The sequence below is a fragment of the Shewanella abyssi genome (assembly GCF_023284025.1).
Lineage (GTDB): Bacteria > Pseudomonadota > Gammaproteobacteria > Enterobacterales > Shewanellaceae > Shewanella > Shewanella abyssi.
Genome location: NZ_JAKIKR010000001.1, coordinates 118,515 through 142,953, shown reverse-complemented (window position 1 = coordinate 142,953; position 24,439 = coordinate 118,515). Strand labels below are relative to the sequence as shown.

At 43.9% G+C, this 24,439-nt stretch carries 14 protein-coding genes; 5 read left to right on the top strand and 9 right to left on the bottom strand.

All coding sequences use genetic code 11. The annotated features are described in order from the left end of the window. The first annotated feature begins 1 nt into the window (after position 1). The 3 genes from recB to L2755_RS00595 all read left to right on the top strand — a co-directional run bounded on the left by recB (position 2) and on the right by L2755_RS00595 (position 6,839). Positions 2-3,727 (top strand): exodeoxyribonuclease V subunit beta, encoded by a 3,726-nt coding sequence (recB, locus tag L2755_RS00605; protein ID WP_248978802.1) that lies wholly within the window; start codon positions 2-4, stop codon positions 3,725-3,727. After that, the gene (recD, locus tag L2755_RS00600) at positions 3,724-5,712 is read left to right on the top strand and encodes an exodeoxyribonuclease V subunit alpha (RefSeq protein WP_248978801.1); all 1,989 of its coding nucleotides are present in this window, start codon (positions 3,724-3,726) and stop codon (positions 5,710-5,712) included. The genes recB and recD overlap by 4 nt, the downstream gene beginning before the upstream one ends. Positions 5,713-5,837: 125 nt before the next feature. Then, on the top strand, positions 5,838-6,839 hold the full coding sequence (locus L2755_RS00595) for a D-alanine--D-alanine ligase (protein ID WP_248978800.1): 1,002 nt from the start codon (positions 5,838-5,840) through the stop codon (positions 6,837-6,839). A gap of 228 nt (positions 6,840-7,067) precedes the next feature. Here L2755_RS00595 and L2755_RS00590 read toward each other — a convergent pair whose 3' ends face one another. From L2755_RS00590 to L2755_RS00550, 9 genes are all read right to left on the bottom strand, one after another. Further along, positions 7,068-7,196: a TIGR02808 family protein gene (locus L2755_RS00590; protein WP_248978799.1), complete on the bottom strand. Its 129-nt coding sequence runs from the start codon at positions 7,194-7,196 to the stop codon at positions 7,068-7,070. Between the two features lie 9 nt (positions 7,197-7,205). After that, complete coding sequence (locus L2755_RS00585; protein WP_248978798.1) at positions 7,206-7,796, bottom strand: NapC/NirT family cytochrome c; 591 nt, start codon at positions 7,794-7,796, stop codon at positions 7,206-7,208. A gap of 17 nt (positions 7,797-7,813) precedes the next feature. Then, entirely contained in the window at positions 7,814-8,269 is a 456-nt protein-coding gene (locus L2755_RS00580) for a nitrate reductase cytochrome c-type subunit (protein ID WP_248978797.1), read from the bottom strand. Between the two features lie 12 nt (positions 8,270-8,281). Then, on the bottom strand, positions 8,282-10,771 hold the full coding sequence (napA, locus tag L2755_RS00575) for a periplasmic nitrate reductase subunit alpha (RefSeq protein ID WP_248978796.1): 2,490 nt from the start codon (positions 10,769-10,771) through the stop codon (positions 8,282-8,284). Next, positions 10,768-11,073 (bottom strand): chaperone NapD, encoded by a 306-nt coding sequence (locus L2755_RS00570; RefSeq protein ID WP_248978795.1) that lies wholly within the window; start codon positions 11,071-11,073, stop codon positions 10,768-10,770. Before L2755_RS00570 ends, napA begins: the two co-directional genes overlap by 4 nt. Before the next feature lie 924 nt (positions 11,074-11,997). Then, positions 11,998-15,879 (bottom strand): ATP-dependent RNA helicase HrpA, encoded by a 3,882-nt coding sequence (gene hrpA, locus L2755_RS00565; RefSeq protein WP_248978794.1) that lies wholly within the window; start codon positions 15,877-15,879, stop codon positions 11,998-12,000. 85 nt (positions 15,880-15,964) lie between these two features. Beyond that, on the bottom strand, positions 15,965-16,381 hold the full coding sequence (locus L2755_RS00560) for a CBS domain-containing protein (RefSeq protein WP_248978793.1): 417 nt from the start codon (positions 16,379-16,381) through the stop codon (positions 15,965-15,967). A gap of 486 nt (positions 16,382-16,867) precedes the next feature. Continuing rightward, positions 16,868-17,164, bottom strand: a complete 297-nt coding sequence (locus L2755_RS00555; RefSeq protein WP_248978792.1) for a hypothetical protein — start codon at positions 17,162-17,164, stop codon at positions 16,868-16,870. A gap of 106 nt (positions 17,165-17,270) precedes the next feature. Beyond that, positions 17,271-18,329 (bottom strand): isoaspartyl peptidase/L-asparaginase family protein, encoded by a 1,059-nt coding sequence (locus L2755_RS00550; RefSeq protein ID WP_248978791.1) that lies wholly within the window; start codon positions 18,327-18,329, stop codon positions 17,271-17,273. Positions 18,330-18,502: 173 nt separating this feature from the next. On the opposite strand from L2755_RS00550, the gene L2755_RS00545 reads away from it, so the two are divergent. Then, positions 18,503-20,347 (top strand): autotransporter assembly complex protein TamA, encoded by a 1,845-nt coding sequence (locus L2755_RS00545; RefSeq protein ID WP_428847764.1) that lies wholly within the window; start codon positions 18,503-18,505, stop codon positions 20,345-20,347. After that, positions 20,344-24,375 carry a translocation/assembly module TamB domain-containing protein gene (locus L2755_RS00540; protein WP_248978790.1) on the top strand — a complete coding sequence of 1,344 codons (4,032 nt, stop codon included), beginning with the start codon at positions 20,344-20,346 and terminating at the stop codon, positions 24,373-24,375. The genes L2755_RS00545 and L2755_RS00540 overlap by 4 nt, the downstream gene beginning before the upstream one ends. Positions 24,376-24,439 lie beyond the last annotated feature (64 nt).

Below are 24,439 nucleotides of genomic sequence, written 5' to 3'. Positions count from 1 at the left end.
TATGGACCAGCATGAAACAGAGACTACTCTTAATGCCCAAATTATTACCGAAAGTATTATCACTGAGCCACTTGATACCCTCACACTCCCCTTTGGTGGCAGCAGGTTGATTGAAGCCAGTGCCGGTACCGGTAAAACCTACACTATTGCAGGTCTTTACGTTCGATTGTTACTCGGTCATGGTATTGACCATGCACTGACTTGTGAGCAAATTCTAGTGGTGACCTTCACCAATGCGGCAACGGGCGAACTCAGAGACCGTATACGCAAAAAAATCCAATTGGCCTATCGATGCTTTATCGGTTTGAGCGTTGATGACAAGCTCATCACCCAGTTGTATGCTGCAACATCTGATGACGACAAAGCTATTGCCCGAAAACGGCTAGATTTGGCATTAAAATCACTTGATGAAGCCGCGATCTACACTATTCATGGATTTTGCCAGCGTATTTTGGCTGATATGGCGTTTGAATCTTCACTGTTGTTTGAGTCAGAATTCACCTTAGATGATAGTGAATTCCTCCATCATGCAGTGCGCGATTTTTGGCGAGAAAAATGTTATCCGCTGGATGAAAGCCTAGCCGCCGTTATCCAAAAGAAGTTCGCCAACCCAGATGAACTTTCTCGTCAACTAAGGCCACTGCTGGGTGCGAGTAGCGCCATAGCCCATCCCTTACCTACAGCCTTTGATAAAGTAGAAGCCGACTTATTACAAAGTTTAAGTCGTTTAAAACTCACTTGGCCACGAGAGCGAGAGCAAACAGAAGCGCTACTACATGCTTTGCCACTGAGCGGCGTACGCTTCGGTAAAAAAGCCGATGCTTATCCTAAACTTGCCGTGATGCTAGATACTCTTGACAACTGGGTCGCTTTCGGCACTGGCTTACCACCCTTAAAAGTCCTAGAAGCGCTATCGCTTAATGGCCTTAAATTAAATAAAGGCGGTGAGATCCCAAGTGCTGACCAAGCGCCCATTTTGGCCCATATTGAACGGTTAGCGGGTCTTATTGCTGAACTGATCCCGAGCTTTCTCTATAGCGCCAGAGAAGGTATCGCTAAGCGTTTTGCCCAGCAAAAGTCAGAACGTAATTTGCTGACGCCAGACGACCTGTTGCTGACATTGGCAAAGGCGTTAACCACCTCGCAGCAGCAATTTCTTGCAACGTCAATTGCAAAACGTTTTCCGGTGGCGCTTATTGATGAGTTCCAAGACACCGATCCATTGCAGTTTGAAATTTTCAGTCAGATCTATCAACCGACAGCGGTGCTTCCTACAGAGCCAACAACAGTGTCTCAAACAGCGCTAGAGCCACAATCAGCAAAGCAACTGCCACAAGAAGAAAAAGATGAGTTAAGCTTGCTAATGATTGGTGATCCCAAGCAAGCCGTTTATGCGTTTCGTGGTGCAGATATCCACACCTACATTCACGCCAGAGAACAAACAGCTAAGCACTATAATCTCGATACTAATTACCGTTCCAATAAGCAGATGGTCGACGCCGTTAACTGCATTTTTGAGCATCGAGACGACCCTTTTATCAGCAGCTCTATCCCGTTTGAACCGGTAAAAGCTGCCAGCTTTGCAGATAAAAAAGTACTGCAAGAGTCTAAAACAGACACAAGCGCACTCAGGCTGAGAATTTTAAGTGAAGATCCTGAAAAAGGCTTAAACAAAACCACCGCCAGGCAACTACTTGCCAGTGATGTCGCCGATGAGATCACCCGCTTGCTTACCGAAGCGCAGCAAGGCTTGTGTGCCATTGCAGATATGCCGCTAAAAGCGAGAGACATTGCCGTGTTAGTGCGTGACCGACACGAAGCCAATGTGATTAAGCAGGCACTAGAACAGCGACAGGTCGGCTCGGTATTTTTAAGTCGTGACAGCGTTTTTGACACCATTGAAGCCCGTGAAATGCTGCTGATATTGTACGCCATGGCCGATCCTAAAGATGAGCGAGCACTGCGAAGCGCCCTAGCAACCTCACTACTGGGTTATAGCGCAGCAGAGATCCATGCCTTTAACCAAGATGAAGATAAGCGCCAAGTGCTGCTGGAACAATTTGCTGTACTGCAACAACAATGGCTCAAGCGCGGCATTATGCCTGCATTGCTCAATCTTGCTGGCCAAGCCAAAGTCATTGAGCGACTACTCATAAACAGTGACGGTGAACGCCGTTTGACCGATTTTAGGCACCTTGGTGAACTGCTGCAGCAAAAAGCCACCGAACTCGATGGTATGAGCGCCTTGATCAACTGGTTTGAGCAGGCGCTTATTGGTAATCAAGCCAATGAAGAATCACAACTGAAGCTCGCCAGTGAGCAAAACCTAGTGCAAATTGTTACCATCCATAAGAGTAAGGGCCTTGAATACCCTATCTGTTTTATTCCATTTGTGAGCTTAAGCCGAGGAAGCAGCAAGCGTCCCGCTCCTATGCTCTATCACGAACACAATAAATTAGTCTGGGATATCGAACAATCCGATGAAGGATGGCAGCGGCAAAAACGTGAAACCTTAGCGGAAGACTTACGTTTACTGTACGTGGCGCTCACAAGACCCGTGCTTAAATGTTACCTGTACATTGCCAACCATAGTCGTTTAACAAAAAGCAAAGGCATGACAAGCCAGTTGAACGAGACGGCCATTGGTTACCTTCTTGGTATCGAAGAAAAAATATGCGAGTACAGCGAGTTAAAAAGCAAGGCACTGCTGCTGGCGCAAAGTGATCTCAGCGCCATTAGCCTTACTGAGCTGACACCTGCGGGTTCAACGGCTTTGTCGATTGACTATTTACAGCTTCCAAACAACACGGACGAGCCAGTAGAACTAGCCCCCAAGCCGCTTAAACGCCCAGCGCAAACGCCTTGGCGAGTCGGCAGTTACTCAGGGTTAGTCAAACATCTTGCCCATGAAAAGGTGCAGCCTGGCGCCGATGATGAACAGTTCCCCGAAGTCGATATCATCATCGATGAAGTCGACACACAAGCCTCACGTTTTACTTTCGAACGCGGCGCTAATGCCGGTAGCTTTATGCACTTAGTGCTAGAACTCATTGATTTCACTAACGCCAGTCCAGACTTAGATGAGCAGTTACCCAATGCTATGAGCAAATATGGCATTGAAGAGCAGTGGACGGAGGTGTTAAAAGACTGGTACATGGACCTGCTACATGCGCCGCTAGCCACCGATAACTCATTGTCTCTTGCGCAACTAACAGAACAGCAGAAATTAGTTGAAATGGAGTTTTACCTACCGATCACTCAGCTAAACGCCAGTAAGTTGAATCAATTGCTAGCCGATTTTGGCTATAGCGGCGGCTTAGTCTTCGATGATCTGCAAGGCATGCTCAAGGGCTTTATCGATTTAACCTTCGAGCATAACCAGCAATATTTTATTGCCGATTATAAGTCTAACCATCTGGGTGATAGCCTCAATGTTTACCACTACAACAACATGAAGAGTGCTATTCGCAGTCACCGTTATGATCTGCAGTACATCATCTATACCTTAGCGCTGCACCGCTATTTGGGCCTTAGAATGGCCAATTACGATTACGACCTACATATCGGTGGTTGTTTCTACCTGTTCTTACGAGGGATGTCTGTGAGTGAGCCTCAATCGGGGGTGTTCTACGATAAGCCACCTAAAGAGCTGATTGAGAAGCTTGATCTGTTATTCGGTACTAATAACAATCAACAACACACAGTAACAGTGGAGGCTAACTCATGATAACCACGACTCAATCCATAGATACCTTATTAAAACAGTGGCAAAACGAACGGTTACTGACCTCTCTTGATAGGCATTTTGCGTTACAGATGGCGCAACTGCATCAAGAGAAATCGCCCCTTTTCCTGCTCATTTGTGCCCTACTGAGTCAAAATCTATCGAGCCAACATAGCTGTTTGCCGCTGAGCCAGCTTGATTTTAGCAATCCAGTAAAAGAAAAGAATAGCCAATGTCAGATTAACTTAAGTGTCGCGGCCTTAACCGCCGAGTTATTACGTTTTGATGCTGTCGGCACTACCGATGATGATCAATTAAAACCGTTAATTTTGGACCAAGGCAACCTGTATCTGCAGCGCTATTACCACTTTGAGTGCGAAGTTGCCGAGCACCTAATACGATTGGCCCATGCTCCAGCACTCAATGGCTCAACAGATGACGCACAGCTAACTCATGCTAAATCGTTACTGGAAAGTTTATTTCCTCCGAGTGAACAGCAATACGATTGGCAAAAAATATCCACTGCAACCGCGTTAACCCAAAAACTTGCCGTTATCACTGGCGGTCCCGGCACAGGTAAAACAACCACAGTAACTAAGTTATTGTATTTGTTAACCTCACAAACGGAGCTCACCATTCGCCTTGTGGCTCCCACCGGAAAAGCTGCTGCGCGTTTAAGTGAGTCCATTAAGGCGTCAAAACAGCGACTAGCGAGTGAGTTACAGCATCTGCCTGCCGATGATATAAAGCGAACCATGGGGCGCATTCCAGAAGACGCTGCCACCCTGCATCGATTACTCGGGGTTATCCCCAATTCTCACCAGTTTAGACACCATAAAGACAACCCATTAAGACTCGACCTATTGATTATCGATGAAGCATCTATGGTCGATCTGCCGATGATGCACAAATTACTGACCGCTTTACCCGCCCATGCCAGCATTATTTTGTTGGGCGATCAGGATCAATTGGCCTCAGTCGAAGCAGGTGCTGTACTTGCCGATATCTGTAGTGGATTAAAAGTCAGCTTAGACAATGGGGCAAGTGGCTGGCAGATGCGCTATTCGGCGCCACAAGCGCAGCGATTAAGTCAATTGACAGGTTACCCGTTAACCCATTTGGTCAGTGATAATCCACAAATTGGTGATAGCCTTTGTATGCTAATGCATAGCCATCGCTTTCAGGGAGATGCCGGTATTGGCCAACTGGCTAGCGCGGTCAATCAAGCGAACCTAACACGCATTGCCGATGTCTGGCAGACAGGTTATGAAGAGCTACTTTGGATAGAACACACGAATATAAATAATGGCATTACCAACCATGGCTTAGAGGCGCTACTCAATCAATCTGTCACACAATACAGTGCTTACCTTAGCGCTATTGGTACAAACGGTGTTAGCGCCGCTGATATTATCGAGAACTTTAATCAATACCGAATTTTGTGTGCCATGCGCGCCGGAGAATACGGCGTCGACGGCATTAACCAAGGTGTCACCCGCAGTCTTGCCGACAAAGATCTCATCAATCCAGAGCAGGAGTTTTACGCGGGCAGACCGGTAATTATCCAAAGTAATGACTACAACCTCGGACTGTTTAATGGAGATATCGGCCTCATACTGCCCGATGACATGAGTGAGTCAAAACGGTTAATGGCACACTTCATTCAAGCCGATGGTGGTTTGTTAAAGGTGCTTCCTGCCCGGTTGCCTAGCCATGAGACCTGCTTTGCCATGACAGTGCATAAGAGTCAGGGCAGCGAATTTAGCCATGTATCTTTAGTATTGCCAATAAAGCCCAGTTTGGCACAACAGCAATTGTTGTCAAAAGAGCTGGTCTATACGGCGATTACGAGGGCTAAGCACCACTTCACCTGCCTAGGTAGCCAACGTGTATTTGAACAGGCGAGTTCACGGTTAACCCAACGTGCGTCAGGCTTAGCCCAGCGGCTATGGAACAAGGTCGATAAGCTTAATAACGAACATAGTTAGCAAGTGGATTAACTTTGAATACAAAAACAGCGAATAGCGGCAAAAACACCTTGAACAGTTGCATTACCAAGTGATTCCGCCATAGTGAGTCTGCTAATTTTTATCGAGTAACAAACGGGGAATAAATGGGTACAACGAATATTTTACTTCTATGTGGTGGCGGCGGTGATGAACATGCTATTTCACTATTATCAGCTAACTACTTTGAATCTTCGTTAGCAACACAGCCTCATTTTAATGTGCTTCGTGTTGAGCTCGATGCTAAGGGTCATTATCGCACCGCAGCAGGCGAGAGCTGTGAGTTAAATAACCGCAGACAGATCCGTTTTGAAGACCAAGATAAGACCCCATGGGATGTCGATTATGCTATTCCTTGTATTCATGGTTTTCCAGGAGAAACTGGTGACATTCAATCCTATTTTGAACTAATCAATCTTCCTTACTTTGGCTGTAAAGCTGAAGCTAGTCGCAACTGTTTTAATAAAATCACCGCTAAGATGTGGTTTAGTGCGTTAAATATTCCTAATACACCCTACCTATTTTTAAGCGAACTTTCTGAGCTAACCGTAAAGCAAGTCTCAGAGGCGTTTAAGCAATGGGGCAGTGTTTTTGTTAAAGCTGCATCACAAGGGTCATCTGTAGGTTGTTACCGTGTCGATAGTCTTGATGATATTGAATCGACGTTAGCGCAAGCTTTTCACTTCTCAGATTATGTCATTGTCGAAAAAACCATTAACGCTAGAGAGCTAGAAGTCGCAGTATATGAAATTGACGGTGAGGTGGTCGCTACCGTGCCGGGTGAAGTTGTCTGCTCGAGTAATAACTTTTACAGCTTCGATGAAAAATATGCAGCGAACAGCCAAGCACAAACCCATGTCGTTGCTGACGTTCCGACTGATGTCAGCGACTTGATCCGCACATATGCCATCAGTGCCTTCAAAGGGATGAAGCTTAGACACTTGTCTCGAATAGACTTTTTCTTAACTGATGATGGTGAAGTATTATTAAATGAGATCAACACCTTTCCAGGTTTAACCCCTATTTCTATGTTTCCCAAGATGCTACAAAACCATGGACATAGCTTCTCAGCCTATCTGTCGAGTAACATTAAAGTTGATCAATCCTAGACTCTGACCCGTGATGTTGGAAGAGTCAGGTTGTACGTCGAAGCAAGATACTTAAATCAATGACATGACTTACTCTTGGAAATGTTTTTAAGTGTCAACAGACCTCAACGCGGAACTGCAGCTATAAAAAAGCCTGACTTAATTTAAGTCAGGCTTTTTTGATCCATTTGTCTTGTCCTGCAATGGTCAGTACAGCAGTATCTGACCTTAGCATCCTATTATAGTGATTTACTTATCGGTTGTTTTGGACAAAATCCAAATAGAAGCAACAGCAACCACAGAAAAACCACCTAGTATAATGACCGGCATGGCGCTGTAACCAAGGACATGCCATATAACATTCTCTAATGTACTCATAATGGCTCCTTAATTCCAACCTTCAACTTTGTGCATATCTGGCAATCTATGGGCGATACCTTTATGGCAATCCACACAGGTCTTTTCACCACTGGCAAGTGCAGTAGAGTGCTGCCTTACACTGCGTGGGCTCTGCTCGGAGAAGTCCATAAATTCAAAGTTATGACAGTTACGACACTCTAAAGAGTCGTTCTTTTTCATTCTTGCCCACTCCCTTTCGGCTAAATGAGCTCGTCGCTCTTTGAACCTCTCTGGTGTATTAATGGTTTTAGTCACAAAATATGCAAACAGCTCTTTAGAAGCCTGAACTTTACGGATGATTTTATCCGTCCAAGCATGAGGTACGTGACAATCTGAACAGATAGCACGAACACCAGAGCGGTTAGCGTAGTGAATAGTTTCTCGAATTTCCGCCACAATTGGGGCGTGGCATCCAGAGCAAAACTCTTCAGTATTTGTCGCTTCCATACCTGTGTTAAATGCACCCCAGAACATGAGTCCACCTGCAAATCCCATAAATAGAACGATACCTACGGCGGCTTTACTGGGCCGCCTCAATATGGTCCAGAAGCCTTTTAAGGCGTTAATAATCCATTTCATATTATTACCTGCCTATTTTATTTTTGCAGTGATTTAACACGTTCGAAGGAGTTACCCACTAACGGTTTAGCATCTGCTTGTGTCACGTGGCACTGCAGGCAAAAGTATCGTCTAGGAGAAACATCAGCCAACACTTCATCGTTTCGATTAGTAAAGTGAGTCACACTAATTTTAGTGGCGCCCATCTGCTTGGCATATTTCCAGCCATGGCATGATAAGCACTTATTAGCATTAAGAGAGACTTCATAGCTCCTGATGTGATGCGGGATCAGTGGTGGCTGAAACACATAACTGCTTTCAATATCCACCTGATCTCGCGGCACTTTCTTCATAGGATCTGCCGCTCTTGTGACTTCTAACTCAGCAGTGCCGCGTAAAGACTCGACACCACCGATACCACGATCCTGACTGATAGCAAAACCACTGATCAGAGTTAAGGTAATGCTCAACGTCAATAAAATTGATTTTTTCATCCTAACCCTGCCTTATGCTATTTTAGTAATTTTAACAGGACACTTTTTATAGTCTGTCTGTTTCGATAACGGATCGGTTGCATCTAAAATAAGTTTATTAATTAAGATACGTGCATCGAAGAACGGCACAAACACCAAACCTTTTGGTGGACGGTTACGGCCTCGAGTCTCGACACGCACACGAATATCACCACGTTTGTTACTCATTAGCACTTCGTCACCACGACGCACACCATGAGACTTAGCATCATCTGGATGCATGTAGCAAAGTCCATCAGGGACGGCCTTATAAAGCTCAGGTACACGACGTGTCATGGTTCCCGTATGCCAATGCTCAAGTACACGACCAGTACATAACCATAGAGGAAACTCTTCATCTGGAGACTCTGGTGGTGCCTCGTAAGGCGCTGAGATTATCCATGCTTTGCCATCTGGCTTACCATAGAATTCAAATCCTTTACCTTTGCCAACATAGGGATCATCGCCTTCTTTAAAGCGCCATTTTGTCTCTTTGCCATCGACAACAGGCCAGCGTAAACCACGCTCTTTATGGTAGCGTTCGTATGGCGCTAAATCATGGCCATGTCCACGTCCAAAGCTTGCGTACTCTTCAAATAGACCTTTTTGAACATAGTAACCTTGATCTTGTGCATCATCATTGAGCGCTTGCGCTTCTGATAATGGGAACTTATTTACTTGGCCGTTTTCAAATAACACTTCACACATATTCTTACCACGTACTTCTGGCATCTTAGCGATCAGTTCTTCGGTCCACACTTCTTCAATTTTGAAGCGTTTTGCAAACTCCATAATCTGCCATAGATCTGATTTAGATTCACCAGGCGCTTTAACCTGCTGATACCAAACCTGAGTACGACGCTCAGCATTACCGTAAGCCCCCTCTTTTTCTACCCACATAGAAGTCGGTAAGATAAGGTCAGCCGCTTGTGCTGTTGCCGTTGGGTATGGGTCTGAACAAACAATAAAGTTTTTCGGATTACGGTAGCCAGGTAAGCGCTCACCATTGATGTTAGGACCGGCCTGCATGTTGTTGTTACACATAGTCCAGTAAGCATTAAGCACACCGTCATTTAATTTACGGTCTTGCTGTACTGCATGGAATCCAGGCTTTGGTGGAATCGTGCCTGCCGGAATTTTCCATAATTTCTCAGCACGTTCACGGTGCTTAGGGTTGGCAACAACCATATCTGCGGGTAAACGATGTGAGAAAGTTCCCACTTCACGTGCTGTACCGCACGCTGATGGTTGGCCTGTTAACGAGAATGGTCCATTACCAGGAGTCGAGATTTTACCCACTAAAAGATGAATGTTATAAACCAAAGAGTTCATCCACACACCACGGGTATGTTGATTCATCCCCATAGTCCAAAGTGACATCACCTTAATCTTTGGATCGGCAAACTGCTTCGCGAGTGTGATCAGTTTCTCTTCAGTTAGACCGGTCATTTCAGCTGTTTTTTCAACCGTATATGGCGCTACTGATTTTTTATACTCTTCAAAGTCGATTGAATGTATTTTACCAACATTGGGGTTAGCTGCCTTTTGTTGTAGGGGATGCTCATCCCTTAAACCATAACCAATGTCTGTAGTGGCTTGCTTGAAATGGGTATGCTTAGTGACAAAATCCCAGTTGACTGCATCGTTTTCAATGATGTAGTGAGCAATAAAGTTGGCTATCGCAAGATCGGTTTGCGGCTTAAAGATATAGCCTTTATCAGCAAGTTCAAATGAACGGTGATAATAGGTTGATAATACGTTCACTTTCACATGGGGATGACTTAAGCGACGGTCGGTGATGCGACTCCATAAAATGGGGTGCATCTCTGCCATATTCGAGCCCCATAACACAAAGGCATCGGCTTCTTCGAAATCATCATAACAACCCATTGGCTCATCGATACCAAAGCTACGCATAAAGCCACCAACGGCTGAAGCCATACAGTGACGCGCATTAGGGTCGATGTTGTTAGAGCGAAAACCTGCTTTCATCATCTTAGATGCAGCATAGCCTTCCATTACGGTCCACTGACCAGAGCCAAACATGCCCACACTGGTAGGCCCTTTCTCTTTCAGAGCCGCTTTCCACTTATCAGCCATGATATCGAAGGCTTGATCCCAGCTTACTGGTGCAAAGTCACCATTTTTATCAAACTTTCCATTAGTTTGACGTAACAGCGGCTGAGTTAAGCGATCGTTGCCGTACATAATTTTAGAAAGGAAATAACCTTTAATACAATTAAGGCCTTTATTGACTGGCGCTTCAGGGTCGCCTTGGGTGGCAACAACTTTGCCGTCCTGAGTACCAACAAGTACAGAGCAACCTGTACCACAGAAACGGCAAGGGGCTTTATCCCAATGAATTTTTGACTCTTCACTCGATGCAATTAAATTTGTAGCAGTGGCAGGAAGAGTGATCCCTGCAAGTGCCGCAGCAGATGCCGCAGCATTTGCTTTGATAAACTCACGTCTAGACATTTTCATACTTGTTCCTCGCTAACACTATTGCTGGTATCGTGGATTAGATTGTTGTTATTCGGTTCGATATCAATTTGGTGATAAACCATGGTTGCACCAAGTACACCTGGCATATCATTTATTTTTTCAATCACGTCAGTAATAAAGCCTTCTGATTGAGTCTCTAATACCACAACGATTTTGCCGACTTCACTGACGCCATAAACTTCGGCTTCCTCAAAATCTTCTATCAGTTTTTTCGTTGTCTTTAGGTGCTCAGGGCTAACTTGTACAAGCAAGCTTGAGATATGTGCCTCAGGTAACGACATGGGTGCGTTCCTTATCTATCTGAGTAAAAAGCTGAAATGACATTCTCTGGGTAACTTCATCAAGCGACCCCTCATCCATTACAGTCGTGTCTTGCTATTGTTTTATCGTCATCAGGTCCATTTACAAAATAGATCGCTATTGGACGCTACACGCTAATACGCACTGGCTGCTATTTTGAATTCATGCTTTGCCAGCGAACATCAGCAATGGTTGGTAAATTGCTGCATTAAAAGTTGTGCGGTTAGTGACCAATAAAGAGCGACTTAAACAACGATAGCCAACAATTAAAATGGCAGTATTATTAGAGTCTGAATTAACACGCATTTAACTTGGTACAAATAATAACAGCTCACTATCTAGTTGTTACATACCTACTTTTGGTAAAGCCTGCAGCAGGTTGATCTAGATCATGCTTTTTACATGAAAAATCACTAGATCACCCTTCCTAATCAACCGGATAGATTAAAACCCAGCCGAAATGGACCTTAAACTATTAAGAACACTCTAAACAATGGGTTATGAGTGGATAAATATCAATCAGCAGATGCTATTTTTCAAACAAAATATCCACAAAGAGGTACTACGTTTTTTTCAGTGGGCACTATTTCAAATTAAAAAAGCATCACTTATGTCTCTAGTTTGTAACAATCTATGCAGAACTCTAATCTGCTTATCAAATTTCAATGCCATTAATGTCCGCTAGCCGATGTGTTATGCACAATGTTTATTTAACACAAAGTATATAACCTCAGCGTAAATTAGCAGCATTAATTGATAGAGCGATGGTGAGGCAATACACAGAGCGATAAGAAATAGATTTATTTAGTAAGCAAGATGGTGCGTGGTATTTGTCAACGTGGTAGATACAAAAACGCACGGCATAATCCGTGCGTTTTTATCATTGGGCTATGTAATGACTAAGGTTAAATTTGTGCGATTTGGTTGAGAATACGCTTTTCAGATATTGGGTAAGCAGTACCGAGTATTTGAGCAAAACAAGACACTCGATACTCTTCGACCATCCAACGTGCTTCTACCAGCACATCAGGAACCGGCATCGATTTAGGCAGTTTAACCATTTGGCCCTTTAGTACCTCTTGTACTTTATTGATACTGTGCATGTGCAAGCGGTCTCGGTTTGGATCAACAGGCAGCTTTTCTAAACGGTTCTCTATACCTTTCAAGTAACGAATGATATCGCTTAATCGATGCCATCCACACTGCTGCACAAATCCTTTAAAGACTAACTGGTCCAGTTGGCTTTGAATATCACTCATCGCAAAAGCGATATCTAAGCTAATCTTGCCTTTAAGACGCTTTTTAATGCGATTGTAGATAGTTAATACTTCTTCTACCTTCAATGCTATTTTTTCAGCAGTAGGGTTGAGCTCTTGCCTGACTAAATCTCTTGCTTGATCAAATTGAGCTTCAGAGCGTATATCGATACCCTCTTCATCAATAAGCTGTTGTACTGCTGCAGATAATATATCATCGATGAGGATCTGAACCTGACCGAATGGATTAAAGTACATCGCCAGTTTGGCTTTATTGGGTAACGATTTTTGCAAATGCTTTACCGGTGATGGAATATTGATAAGCAGCAAGCGCTGCAAGCCAATTCGATGCTGTTTCTGCGCTTCATATTCATCATCAAATAATTTGATCGAAACGCTGATTTTATCATCCACTAGCGCAGGAAAGGCTTTAACTTCAAAGTTACCTTTTTTCTGTTCAAACAGTCTTGGCAGGTCACCAAATGTCCAACTCTGCAGCCCTTTTTGTTCAATCCCCGAGTCAGCGACTTCACGAATAGCTTGCACGACTTGTCCCTGCATACTTGCTTTGAGCGGTTCGAGGATACGCCCTTGGGTCAATAATTTGCCTTTATCAGCTTCGATTTGAAAGTTAACCAATAAATGCTGTGCTAACTGGGACTCATCAAAGTCCTCAGGCGATATTCGCACGCCACTCATTCTCAGCAACTGCTTACACATGGCATCGAGAAGCGGCAGCTCAAATGGCGTAATCGCTTGTAAGCAGGCTTTAGCGTAATCAGGTGCCGGGACAAAGTTTCTACGCAGTGTTTTCGGTAAAGACCTAATCAGTGCAATACACTTTTCTTCGCGCAGGCCTGGGACTATCCAGTCAAAATCAACATCGTCGACCTGATTGATCAATGCCACTGGAATATGCACCGATACGCCGTCGTCTGCCGACGACGGTTCAAAATGGTAACTGACCTTGAGGGTCAAATTGCCTTTATGCCATTTCTCAGGAAAATCCAACGCCGACACATGATCGCTACTGCGCTGCATTAATGCTTCGCGTTCAAAATCGAGTAGATGTGGATTTTGTTGCTTGGCCTTTTTCCACCACTTTATAAACTTAGGTGCGTTGTAGGTATCGGCCGGTATTTTAGGCTCGTAGAAATGAAACAAGGCTTGCTCATCAACGAGGATATCGCGGCGACGCGATTTATGTTCAAGTGATTCAATATCTAACAATAATTTTTGATTATTGATAAAAAATGCTTCGTTGGTTCTTAACTCCCCTTCAGCAAGTGCTGAGCGGATAAAGATGTCTCGGGCTTCAACTGGCTCAATCGGGCCATATTGAACCTTACGACGATTTACGATTTGTAAGCCATAAAGAACTTGGTTCTCTAGTGCAACAACCGAACCTTGTTTAGATTCAAAATGGGGCTCAATGTAGCTTTTTTTCAGCAAATGTTCTGCCAGCGGCTCTATCCATTCAGGTTCAATTTTAGCGCAGCAACGGGCGAATAAGCGCGACGTTTCAGTCAACTCTGCCGCCATAAGCCATTTAGGCCCTTTCTTGGCTAGAGGAGAACCTGGAAAGACAAAGAATTTACTATTTCGCGCACCGAGATATTCTCTGTCTTTATCTTTAAAACCAATATGACTTAATAAACCAGTGAGCAATGACTTGTGCAATAGTTCGTAATCAACTTCAGCGTTGTTGGCATTTAGTTTCCACTTAAGCTCATGGGTCGCCTGTCTAAGCTGTGCATAGAGATCTTGCCACTCACGCACCCGCAAGTAAGCTAAAAACTCTGCCTTACATTGCTTTCTAAATTGGTTACTCGAGAGCTCTCTCTGGCTTTGTTTTAAAAAATCCCACAGGTTCAAAAAAGACACAAAATCAGAGTCTTTATCACTAAAACGATTATGAGCCTCATCAGCCGCTTGTTTCTTGTCCATAGGACGTTCACGAGGGTCTTGAATTGATAAAGCCGAGGTGATCACCAACGCTTCATGTAAGCAACCATTTTTCTGTGCTTGTATTACCATGCGTGCCAGACGCGGATCAACAGGAATATGGGCAAGTTGTCTGCCTAAAGACGTGAGATTGACCAGCCCCTTCTTCAGGCTTACGGCTTGTAGCTCTTCAAGCAGCATAAATCCATCGCGAATGTAACGCGCATCCGGTGGCTGAATAAAGGGAAAGCCTTCAATATCGCCCAGTCCAATCGCCAACATTTTTAAGATCACCGAGGCTAGATTGGTGCGTAAAATTTCGGGATCGGTAAACTCAGGGCGAGAGGTAAAATCATCCTCGCTGTAAAGCCTAATACAGATCCCTGGAGCCACACGACCACAGCGGCCTTGGCGCTGATTGGCACTCGCCTGAGAAATAGGCTCAATCGGTAAACGCTGCACCTTAGTACGATAGCTATAGCGACTAATCCGTGCCGTGCCGGGATCGATGACATAATGAATACCAGGCACCGTAAGCGAGGTTTCGGCGACGTTAGTTGCTAAAACGATCCGTCTACCAACGTGACTTTTAAACACTTTTGACTGCTCACCATAGGAGAGTCTGGCATATAAGGGCAGGATTTCGGTATCGCGATATTGACGCCGATTAAGTTGCTCTGCAACGTCACGAATTTCACGTTCGCCATTCATAAAGATAAGAATGTCACCAAGACCTTCGTTGATCAGTTCGTCGGTGGCAGCAAAAATTCCGTCCATGAGATCTAAATCTTCGTCACTGTCTTTTACTAGCGAGCAGTAACGCGTTTCAACCGGATAAGTTCGACCCGAGACTTCAATAACCGGTGCGCCGTTAAAGTGTTGTGAAAAGCGCTCAACATCAATGGTGGCTGAGGTAATAATCACTTTTAGATCGGGGCGTTTCTTTAACACATTCTTAAGGTAACCCAAAATAAAATCGATATTAAGGCTACGCTCATGGGCTTCATCGATAATAATCGTGTCATATTGGTTAAGTAATTTATCTGAGGTTAATTCCGCCAGCAAAATACCGTCAGTCATTAACTTAATGTAGGACTCTGGTTTTATTGCATCAGCAAAACGGACTTTAAAGCCTACAGCCTCACCCAATGGTGTGTTCAGCTCTTCTGCTATGCGCGTTGCAACACTGCGAGCGGCAAGTCGGCGTGGCTGAGTATGAGCAATTAGACCACGGGTGCCTAAACCAAGTTCTAAACAGATCTTTGGCAACTGTGTGGTTTTGCCCGAACCTGTCTCACCCGCAATGATGACCACTTGATTGCCAGCTATCGCCGTGGCGATTTCATCTCGTTTTTGCGATACTGGTAAATTTTCAGGAAAGGTCACTTTTGGGCGGTTCGCGAGGCGAAGCTCTACTTTCTTACGAGAGGCAAGCGCAAGCTGCTCAAGAGAATCTAACGTTGCAGTTTTCTTTTCAGAATCAGGCTCTTTACGCAGCCTAAATAGACGACGCCTAATTTGGGCGGCGTCGGCTTCATAACAGTGTTTTAAAAATGCGTTAGATAGGTGATGCTGTTGCGAACTCAAGTGCTAATTCCATGGCCAAAATCAAAGAGGTTGATCCTAACAAGGAACGCACTGCAGTGGTATAGCTGACATAAAAATACTTTTATTAAGCAGGCGTCAAATAACATTGTTGCATATAGGTATTTATCGCTGCTAATACATTGGTTCGATTAATCGTACCGACCACTTTACCATTATCAACCACCGGGTAAACTTTGGGTTTTGGGCCTAGCATCTGTTCAGCTAAAGCCAACACACTGCTATTGGGCTCTACCGACAAAACCTCAGTTCGCATGCAATCGTTAACAATCGCGATTAAATCACAATGGTAACTACTTTTAAGCATCACCGCTAAGCAATCTTGTTGAGATAGGAACCCCACTAGTTTGCCGTCGCCGTCGACGACTGGCGCACCTAACTTTTTGTTCTCTAGTAGCTTTTCTACGGCCGTCGCTATAGACATCGATGGTGTAAGCATGACTGGATGGCGATCCATATGTTCTTTTACATTTATTGAATCCATTATCTTCCCCTATTCGTTTGTTTCTATTTTAGTTTAGCTAATATTGAGCAATACGGCAGAGGATTAAAGCGATAGCATTAAACGTAAAACTCGATATCGCTAAATTAGCCATATCAAATTTGAGCAGTAGTTTGTTAACTAGTAAGCGCATATTAAGCCGATAACAGTGTGAATCTCTATGTCATTTTAGAAATGATAAGGGAGCATGCCAATGTTATTGCTTAAAATTTTGATACTTATACCAGTTACATTAAAGATGTGTTCAATTCAGAGCTCTCTCAGGGCTCTTCAATGTAAGGCGCATCGTTGAAAAAATGGTTATTCCCTTTTGAGACAATGCAACACCACAGTGAAAGTCCTGAGAAGCTCACTAGGTGCGGGTTTCAAAGCCCTGTATGCTATGTTAGATGCTCTTGATATAGAATAACTATTAGCTTCAATCATCCGCCTTGCCTACAGGACTTTGAAATCCCGCTGAATGAACAACTACTTAATGTAATTGGTATTAGATAGAGCATCGTTACGTATCAACCCTCTTCTCACATTGTTACATAGTTTGGCGAAACGACTAATATCACCTAGCTGGGGAGTTTCTCCATTTGCGATGGCACTTTCCCAATAGCACAGCTCACTATCAACCAGTTCGAGTAATTTTTTAGGGCAGCCAATACAACTCCCCACGGGGCCGCAGACAAACGTTTCAGGATCTTTTAAGGGTAACTCACGTTTGACTTGCTCGATGATGTTCTGCATTGCGGTAATACGATCAGGTTTGGGAGCCATAGTGCAATTGGGTTTTACAGTTTGGATTGACAATCAGTGTAAATGAAAATGTGTACGAATACCGATTAATCGGCTCTAGTACACATTTAACTATTCATTCACGTAGCTACAGATCAGACCAAATCATCACCTGCGCTTCTTCACCTTTCTTGCGCGTCGCGCGATACATGCCCTCGGTGTTAAACGGCGTCGCGATATTGCCTCGTTGGTCGATTGCGATTACACCACCTGTGCCACCAGCAGTAATTAAGCGTTGGTTTATCACTTCATCTGCTGCTTGAATTATCGACTTCTGCTGATACTTAACTTTGGCACAGATATCACCCGCCACATGGTAACGAATAAAAAACTCACCATGACCGGTGGCAGATACTGCACAAACGCCATTTTCTGCATAGGTGCCCGCCCCGATAACGGGAGAATCACCAATGCGTCCAAATCGTTTAGCCGTCATTCCACCGGTGGATGTGCCGGCTGCAAGGTTGCCATGTTGGTCTAAAGCCACAGCGCCAACGGTACCGAACTTATAATCCAATGCCATATAATCGAGTGCACTTTGCTTATAATTATGGCCAGTACTCACCTGATAATCGGGGGTTGACTCCGCTATTTTAATTTTATCTTTGGCGCTTTGCAGCTGTTTATAGCGGCTATCGGTATCAAAGTGATTTGCAGGAACCAGCTGGTAACCTTGGGTTAAGGCAAACTCTTCAGCACCTTGACCAGAAAGCATCACATGGGGTGACTTTTCCATTACAGTTCTGGCCAGATCAATGGGGTTTTTAATATGTCGAACACCCGCTACTGCGCCCGCATTCATGGTTTTACCATCCATGATTGAGGAGTCCATCTCATGTGCACCATCATAAGTATAAACCGCCCCAACACCTGCATTAAACAAAGGGCTATTTTCCAGTACATTAATTGATACCTGCACAGCATCAAGACTATCACCGCCATCTTCTAATACTTTATAACCCGCATCGATGGCTTGTTGTAATTTGGCGCGATATGCTTTTTGTTGCGACTCGGTCAACTTGGCTTTAGAAATCGTGCCCGCGCCGCCATGTATCGCAATCGAAAACGGCTTCTCGGCAGCAGATGAAGTTGAGCTAACAGCGACGAACGCCAGTAGGCAGGCGGCTAAAATTGAGGAATTATTCACAAACGGTATCCATTTATATTTATTTGCTCTCTTTGTAACCATTTTCGACCATAATTACAATCAGCAACTTGCTTGAGTTCGCGATTCTAGTAACAATAGGTACAAACACCCATCCTGCATCTTCAGGTAAGATGGGGATAAGCCTAAAGTTAATAATAAGAGCCTGATATTTTTTGATAAGTTTGATTCGAGCAACGACCCATTCGTTAATATTGATCAGTGTCTTACTGACTCCTTTTGCCGCTCTCGCAAATGACTTACTGACGCTCAATATTAAGGGCGTAAAAGGCAGTTTGGCACGGAACGTAAAAGCACATCTAGGCGCTTTACCTGATTCTGAGGTGCAAAGGCGCGCCTTTATTTTTAACGCTGAAGACAATATCACTGCAGCGATGCATTCAATGGGCTACTACAACAGTAAAGTTGAACAAGAGTTTATTAGCAACGACAAAGGCCCTTGGCTTCTTAATTACCTCATCACACCTGGTCTTCCTACAACGGTTCGTTGGATTGATATACAGGTGGACGGCGAACTCCGTGATGACGTTGTATTCGAACAATGGTTGGCCCAACTATCAATTCGTCCAGGGGATAGGCTTAATCATGGTGTTTATGAAGAGTTAAAAGGGCAACTGCTTACCTTGTCGCTAGCTCGTGGCTATTTTGACGGCAAATTCGAGAAAGCCGAAATTGAAGTAGACCGAGATTATAACAGTGCAAAAATAGCACTGCATTACAACTCAGGTAAACGCTATCACATCGGCCAAGTCACCTTTACGGGTCACACGCTGCAACCTGAGATCCTACAAAAACTGATCCCGTTTGATATTGATGCTCCCTATAGTACGGGCAATCTTGGTCAACTGAACAGGCAACTGCTTGATACAGGCTACTTTTCAAATATTAAAGTCTTACCCTTAGTTGAGCAGGTAGACGGATTACAGGTGCCCATTAGAGTCGACTTAAGCCCTAAACCAGATCATTCTATTGAACTGGGTTTAGGTGCTGATATTGGTAATACAGTAGATAATAGTATCGAACCACGAGTACGAGTCACTTGGCGTACTCCGCAAATTAATCGTTATGGCCACTCCCAGGAAACAACGGCAGAATGGGCTCCTGACAGACCCAAATTTTTGACGACTTATACTATACCTTTGAGTCACCCGCTCGATGACCAACTTAAACTGCGTGTTGGCATGTTGCGCGACAAATATGGTGTCACCCAAGTTTATAACACTGAAGACAAAAAGTTCAAAAACACCGGACAGCTCGAATCTTCAAAAATGCTCTTTGCAGTGATCCGCCAACAACGCTTAGGACATCAGTGGATTTTGAACTATTCTGCGGAAGTGATGAAGGAGAGTTATACCCAGTCTGGTATCGATTATGACCCCCGATTTGTTCTACTCGGTGCTAACGTGTCTAAAACATCTCGTGGAGATAATTCACTGGATCCAAAATCTGGTTTTTTGCAATACTACAGCGTTGAGTTTGCTGATCCCAGCCTTGGCTCTGAAGTCCGCTTGGCACGCCTTCAAGCAAAATTTAAGTGGATCAAAACCTTCTATGATAAACATCGCTTTGTCTCTCGTTTAGATCTAGCTGCGAACCTTACCAACGAGAATAACTTGGCAGAGATCCCTCCCTCACTGCGCTATTTTGCTGGTGGTGACCAAAGTATTCGTGGTTACAGTTATAACGAGTTGGGCCCGTCTATTGATTCTGTCAATGACGATGGAGATCTCGTGAGAGAAGTGGTTGGTGGCCGCTATTTAATGGTCGGCAGCATCGAATATCAATATTACCTCACTCCAAGTTGGCGAGTCGCCACCTTTGTCGATGCCGGTAATGCATTCGACGTCAATCAAATTGAAGCAATAACCTCTGTTGGTGCGGGCGTGCATTGGATATCACCCATTGGCCCGGTAAAGTTTGATGTGGGTGTTGGCTTAAAAGAGACGGATACTATCAGTAGACCTTGGCGGATCCATATCACCATGGGAGCCGAGTTATGAGTAAACTTAATAGCAGTAGCGCTACATCAGCGCAAACGGCTAAGTCAACGACGCCAAAACCTCAAACGATATCAACATTGTTGTGGCGTTGGTTTAAGCGCGTTAGTCGGACCATTTTTTATATCCCATTAGCGCTGCTTATCTTGTTTGCCATCATTATCGGCACCCACTTTGGCACGCATATCGCGGTAACGTTAGCCGATATACTGGTACCCGGTCTCAACGTGACTTATAAATCAGGTAAGATAAACCGCCGCTTAATGTTGGAAGTCGGTAATTGGCAGATGCCAGGTGTAAAGGTTGAAACAACGGATCTGGTATTGGATTGGAATCCAATGTGTTTAGTACAAAAACAGCTTTGTGTGAATGAACTCAACGCCAGCAAAGTCAATGTTGAGATTGATACAGCATTAATTGGCCAACCATCCTCTAGTGACAGCACAAATACTGCTACCACTAATATTGAAAATACGGCGATCAAAAATGTAGATATAGCGAGTATAGACGCCGAACAAGCCAAAAACCTTAGTCAGTCAGTCGACAACATACTCAGTGGTATCGAAGAAAACCAAGAGATCACCCTGCCCTTTGGAATAAAACTCGATATAGGCTCACTGAGCCAAGTCACAGTGCGTGTCAATGACATGGACTTTAATGCTGCGAAGCTAAATCTGAGCGCTGAGTGGCAAAGCACCGGCATTAGAGCGAGAAGTCTCTACGCCGAAGACTTATTAGTCTCCATTCCACTTGGAGAGACCCTAACAGACAAGCAAACAGATACTGTAACTCAAGTGGCAAAGCAGGCAAGCGCTATAACGACAAGTGCTGCAGCAAAAAATTTAAGCACCGATGCAAAGGATGTCGAGTGGGCGATGGCAAATTTACCTGAAGTCTTTATGCCTATTCCCGTCTATGTCGAAGCGCTAGAGATAAAAAATGGTGATCTGATTTTGGGCCCAAGAAAAGATAACTTTAAACACCTATACCTAAGTGGCAGTTATCAAACCTTTCTTATTAACATAGAAGAGTTTTCAGCAAGTCACCGTTATGGCACCGTTGATTTAGACGGGCAAATGTCGCTAGCAAAAGATTATCCGATGGACTTTGAACTTGACATCGATCTTGACCATGTCACTGAACTACCCGGATTAAGTGATCAGCGACTGCACATCATCGTCAAGCAAGGTTTTAACCAACTTAACACTGATATTCAAGGTCAGGGACAATTTGATTTTGAGCTAACTTCAAGCATTACACTGTCAAAACCTACGATACCGTACTCAATATCATTGCGGTCAAAAAAGCTACAATGGCCATTAGTTAAACCTGAGTTTATTGCCACAGATATTAACTTGGAGACAAAGGGTGATCTTAACCTACAGCAAGTCGAACTTAAGACTCTCTTTAGATCCGATTACCATCCATTGTTAAAGATTGATTCCAAATTTGAACATAAAGAAAATAGATTTGAATTTGATCAACTTGATGTAAAAAGCCTTATGGGAAATGTAGCCCTAAATGGCAGTTTAACTTATGGCGACATACTGTCATGGAACACCCATTTTATTAGTGCCGAACTCGATTTAAGCCAGTTAAATTTAGGCTTAAAGCAGCCTCTCCCCAAAAGTAATATCAATGGTTCAATGACAACAACAGGCGAGCTTGCCCTAAAGAATGCTCAATGGTCTATTGGCGTCACGGAGGCAAACCTTAATGGCGATGTCGCAGGTTATCCTTTAACGCTAGAGGGAGATTTAACACTAAATCAAAATTGGTACCTAAGCTCTCCAGGGCTTAATATTCAAGCACTGCAAAGCTCACTCTATATTAAAGGCGAAGTTGATAAACACTGGGCCTTGACTGGTGACTTAAAGGTGCCAGACTTGAGCTTATGGCATCCAGATGCTCGCGGAGAAATTAACAGTGACATTGATGTATCGGGTGAATCGAAGCACCCAAATATCAATATATCCCTGCTCGCTAATGATCTTAAATTTAGCCAGCTAGAACTTGAGGGTCTGACATTAAAAGGCCAATACAAGCCACTGGATAATCAGTCGTTTACGGCTTCACTTGATGCTAAAAACGTTAGCTACAATGATATAGATTTAGACGCTATTAACATTGAAAGCGATGGCGATCTTAATCAACAATCCTTGAGCATAGAAACTCAAGGGGAGTTAGCGCTAAAAACTGATCTTAAAAGCCAGTATGATGATAAAAATAGTCTAATTACCGCTGTTATAAGACAATTATCACTATCATCGACACTTGGCGATATCAATCTAGATAAGCCACTGAATGCTGTTTACGATCTAACTCAGGCTGAGGGCGAAGTCAGCCTCTTTTGTTTATCGCACCTTAGCGGTAAATTATGCTCTAAAACCCCCATTAAACTAGGTCTTAGCGGCGAAGCCAGAATCGAATATAGCGGCGATGTTGGGGTGTTAATTAAACCTTGGTTACCTGACAGCGTTAACTGGCAAGGTCCTGCTATCTTGGCATCTGAGTTTAAGTGGTTTAACGAGGGAAAACCCACAGGCTCGTTAAAACTTGATCTCGCACCAGGGAGCTTCGATTTCAAAGCAAAAGCAACTAACAAAAACGAAGTTTCAATCGGCTATCGCTCAGTTCAGGTGAGTAGCCTATTAAACGAGCAGCACCTTAAAACATCTGTTGCAGTAGAGTCCCATGAAATTGCCAGCTTAAATGCTGATTTAACCATAAACGTAACACCTGATAGAGCTATCGATGGCGCCCTATCGCTACAGCAAATAAACTTGCAAGCCTTGGCGCAGCTATTACCTCAATTGGAAATACTTGAGGGCATTATCTCAAGTAACTTAACTATCGGTGGGACACTCAGCGACCCACAGGCTTCAGGTGAGATATCTCTTAAGCAAGGTTCCATATTGGCAACCGCAAACCCAACCTTGGTAGAGGGTGTCGATCTGACTCTGATTTTTGCGGGCAAGAAAGCGCAAATTGACGGCGAGCTAAAAATGGGGGATGGGCTAGCCTATATTGATGGTCAGCTTAATTGGCTAGATAAGCAGATTAAAGGCAATTTTAATATCAAAGGTGATGACTTAGCCGTTATTCAGCCTCCTTTGGCTATTTTAAGTGTGGGTACAGATCTCAATATCAGCTTTACTGACCACTCTATAGATGTAAAAGGTGATATCAATGTACCATCTGGCCACATCACTATTGTTCAGCTCCCAGAGGGAGGCGTCGCAGTTTCAAAAGATGTAGTTTTTAAAGATAGCCTCACTACGCAGACGAAAAAAGCGCCCCCCTTAGCGGTCTCGGCAGAGGTCAATTTGAATATCGGCGATAATCTTAAAATTGACGGTATGGGACTCAATGGCAAACTATTAGGAAAGTTAGAGTTAAAACAGAGTCCTTTTAGACCTCCTCTGCTCTTCGGTGAAATTAAAGTCATTGATGCAACCTATAAGTTTATGGGACAAACATTACAAATTAGAGCTGGCGAAATGCAGTTCATCGGTCCAATGGATCTACCAAATTTAAATATTGAAGCTGCCCGTGAGATAAAAGAGGAGGACGTGGTTGCAGGTGTACGCATAACCGGCACACCAATGAAACCCATTGTGAACCTTTTTTCAACCCCAGCTAAAGAACAGGCAGAAATTTTAAATTATATTATCAGAGGCACTGGGCTGAACAGTAACGATGGTGATCAAAATAGTGGCCTAATGATGGGTGCGGCACTCACCCTAAGCAATCAAATTGGTGGCGGTGCGCTCGGCAATATCGGTAATACCGCAACTGGGATCATCGAAAACATTGGATTTTCAAATGTCCAGCTTGACGCCAATGACGATGGTCGATTCGCCATTAGTGGCTTTATCGGTGAAAACCTAATGGTAAAGTATGGTATTGGTGTATTTAACCCAGGTTATGAGATGACAGTGCGCTACTACCTATTGTCTCAACTCTATCTTGAGACAGTATCCGGCACTATCGAGCAATCATTAGATATCTATTACAGCTTCGACTTGTAAGTTATGCGAGACACAAAAAAAGCCATCATGTTTGATGGCTTTTTTGCGATAACAATAATGACAC

Coding starts and splice junctions, on each gene's coding strand:
- L2755_RS00570 (WP_248978795.1), bottom strand. CDS start 11,073: ATGTCGTTACCTGAGGCACATATCTCAAGCTTGCTTGTACAAGTTAGC.
- L2755_RS00590 (WP_248978799.1), bottom strand. CDS start 7,196: ATGAGTACATTAGAGAATGTTATATGGCATGTCCTTGGTTACAGCGCC.
- L2755_RS00560 (WP_248978793.1), bottom strand. CDS start 16,381: ATGGATTCAATAAATGTAAAAGAACATATGGATCGCCATCCAGTCATG.
- L2755_RS00580 (WP_248978797.1), bottom strand. CDS start 8,269: ATGAAAAAATCAATTTTATTGACGTTGAGCATTACCTTAACTCTGATC.
- L2755_RS00540 (WP_248978790.1), top strand. CDS start 20,344: ATGAGTAAACTTAATAGCAGTAGCGCTACATCAGCGCAAACGGCTAAG.
- recD (WP_248978801.1), top strand. CDS start 3,724: ATGATAACCACGACTCAATCCATAGATACCTTATTAAAACAGTGGCAA.
- recB (WP_248978802.1), top strand. CDS start 2: ATGGACCAGCATGAAACAGAGACTACTCTTAATGCCCAAATTATTACC.
- L2755_RS00555 (WP_248978792.1), bottom strand. CDS start 17,164: ATGGCTCCCAAACCTGATCGTATTACCGCAATGCAGAACATCATCGAG.
- napA (WP_248978796.1), bottom strand. CDS start 10,771: ATGAAAATGTCTAGACGTGAGTTTATCAAAGCAAATGCTGCGGCATCT.
- L2755_RS00595 (WP_248978800.1), top strand. CDS start 5,838: ATGGGTACAACGAATATTTTACTTCTATGTGGTGGCGGCGGTGATGAA.
- L2755_RS00585 (WP_248978798.1), bottom strand. CDS start 7,796: ATGAAATGGATTATTAACGCCTTAAAAGGCTTCTGGACCATATTGAGG.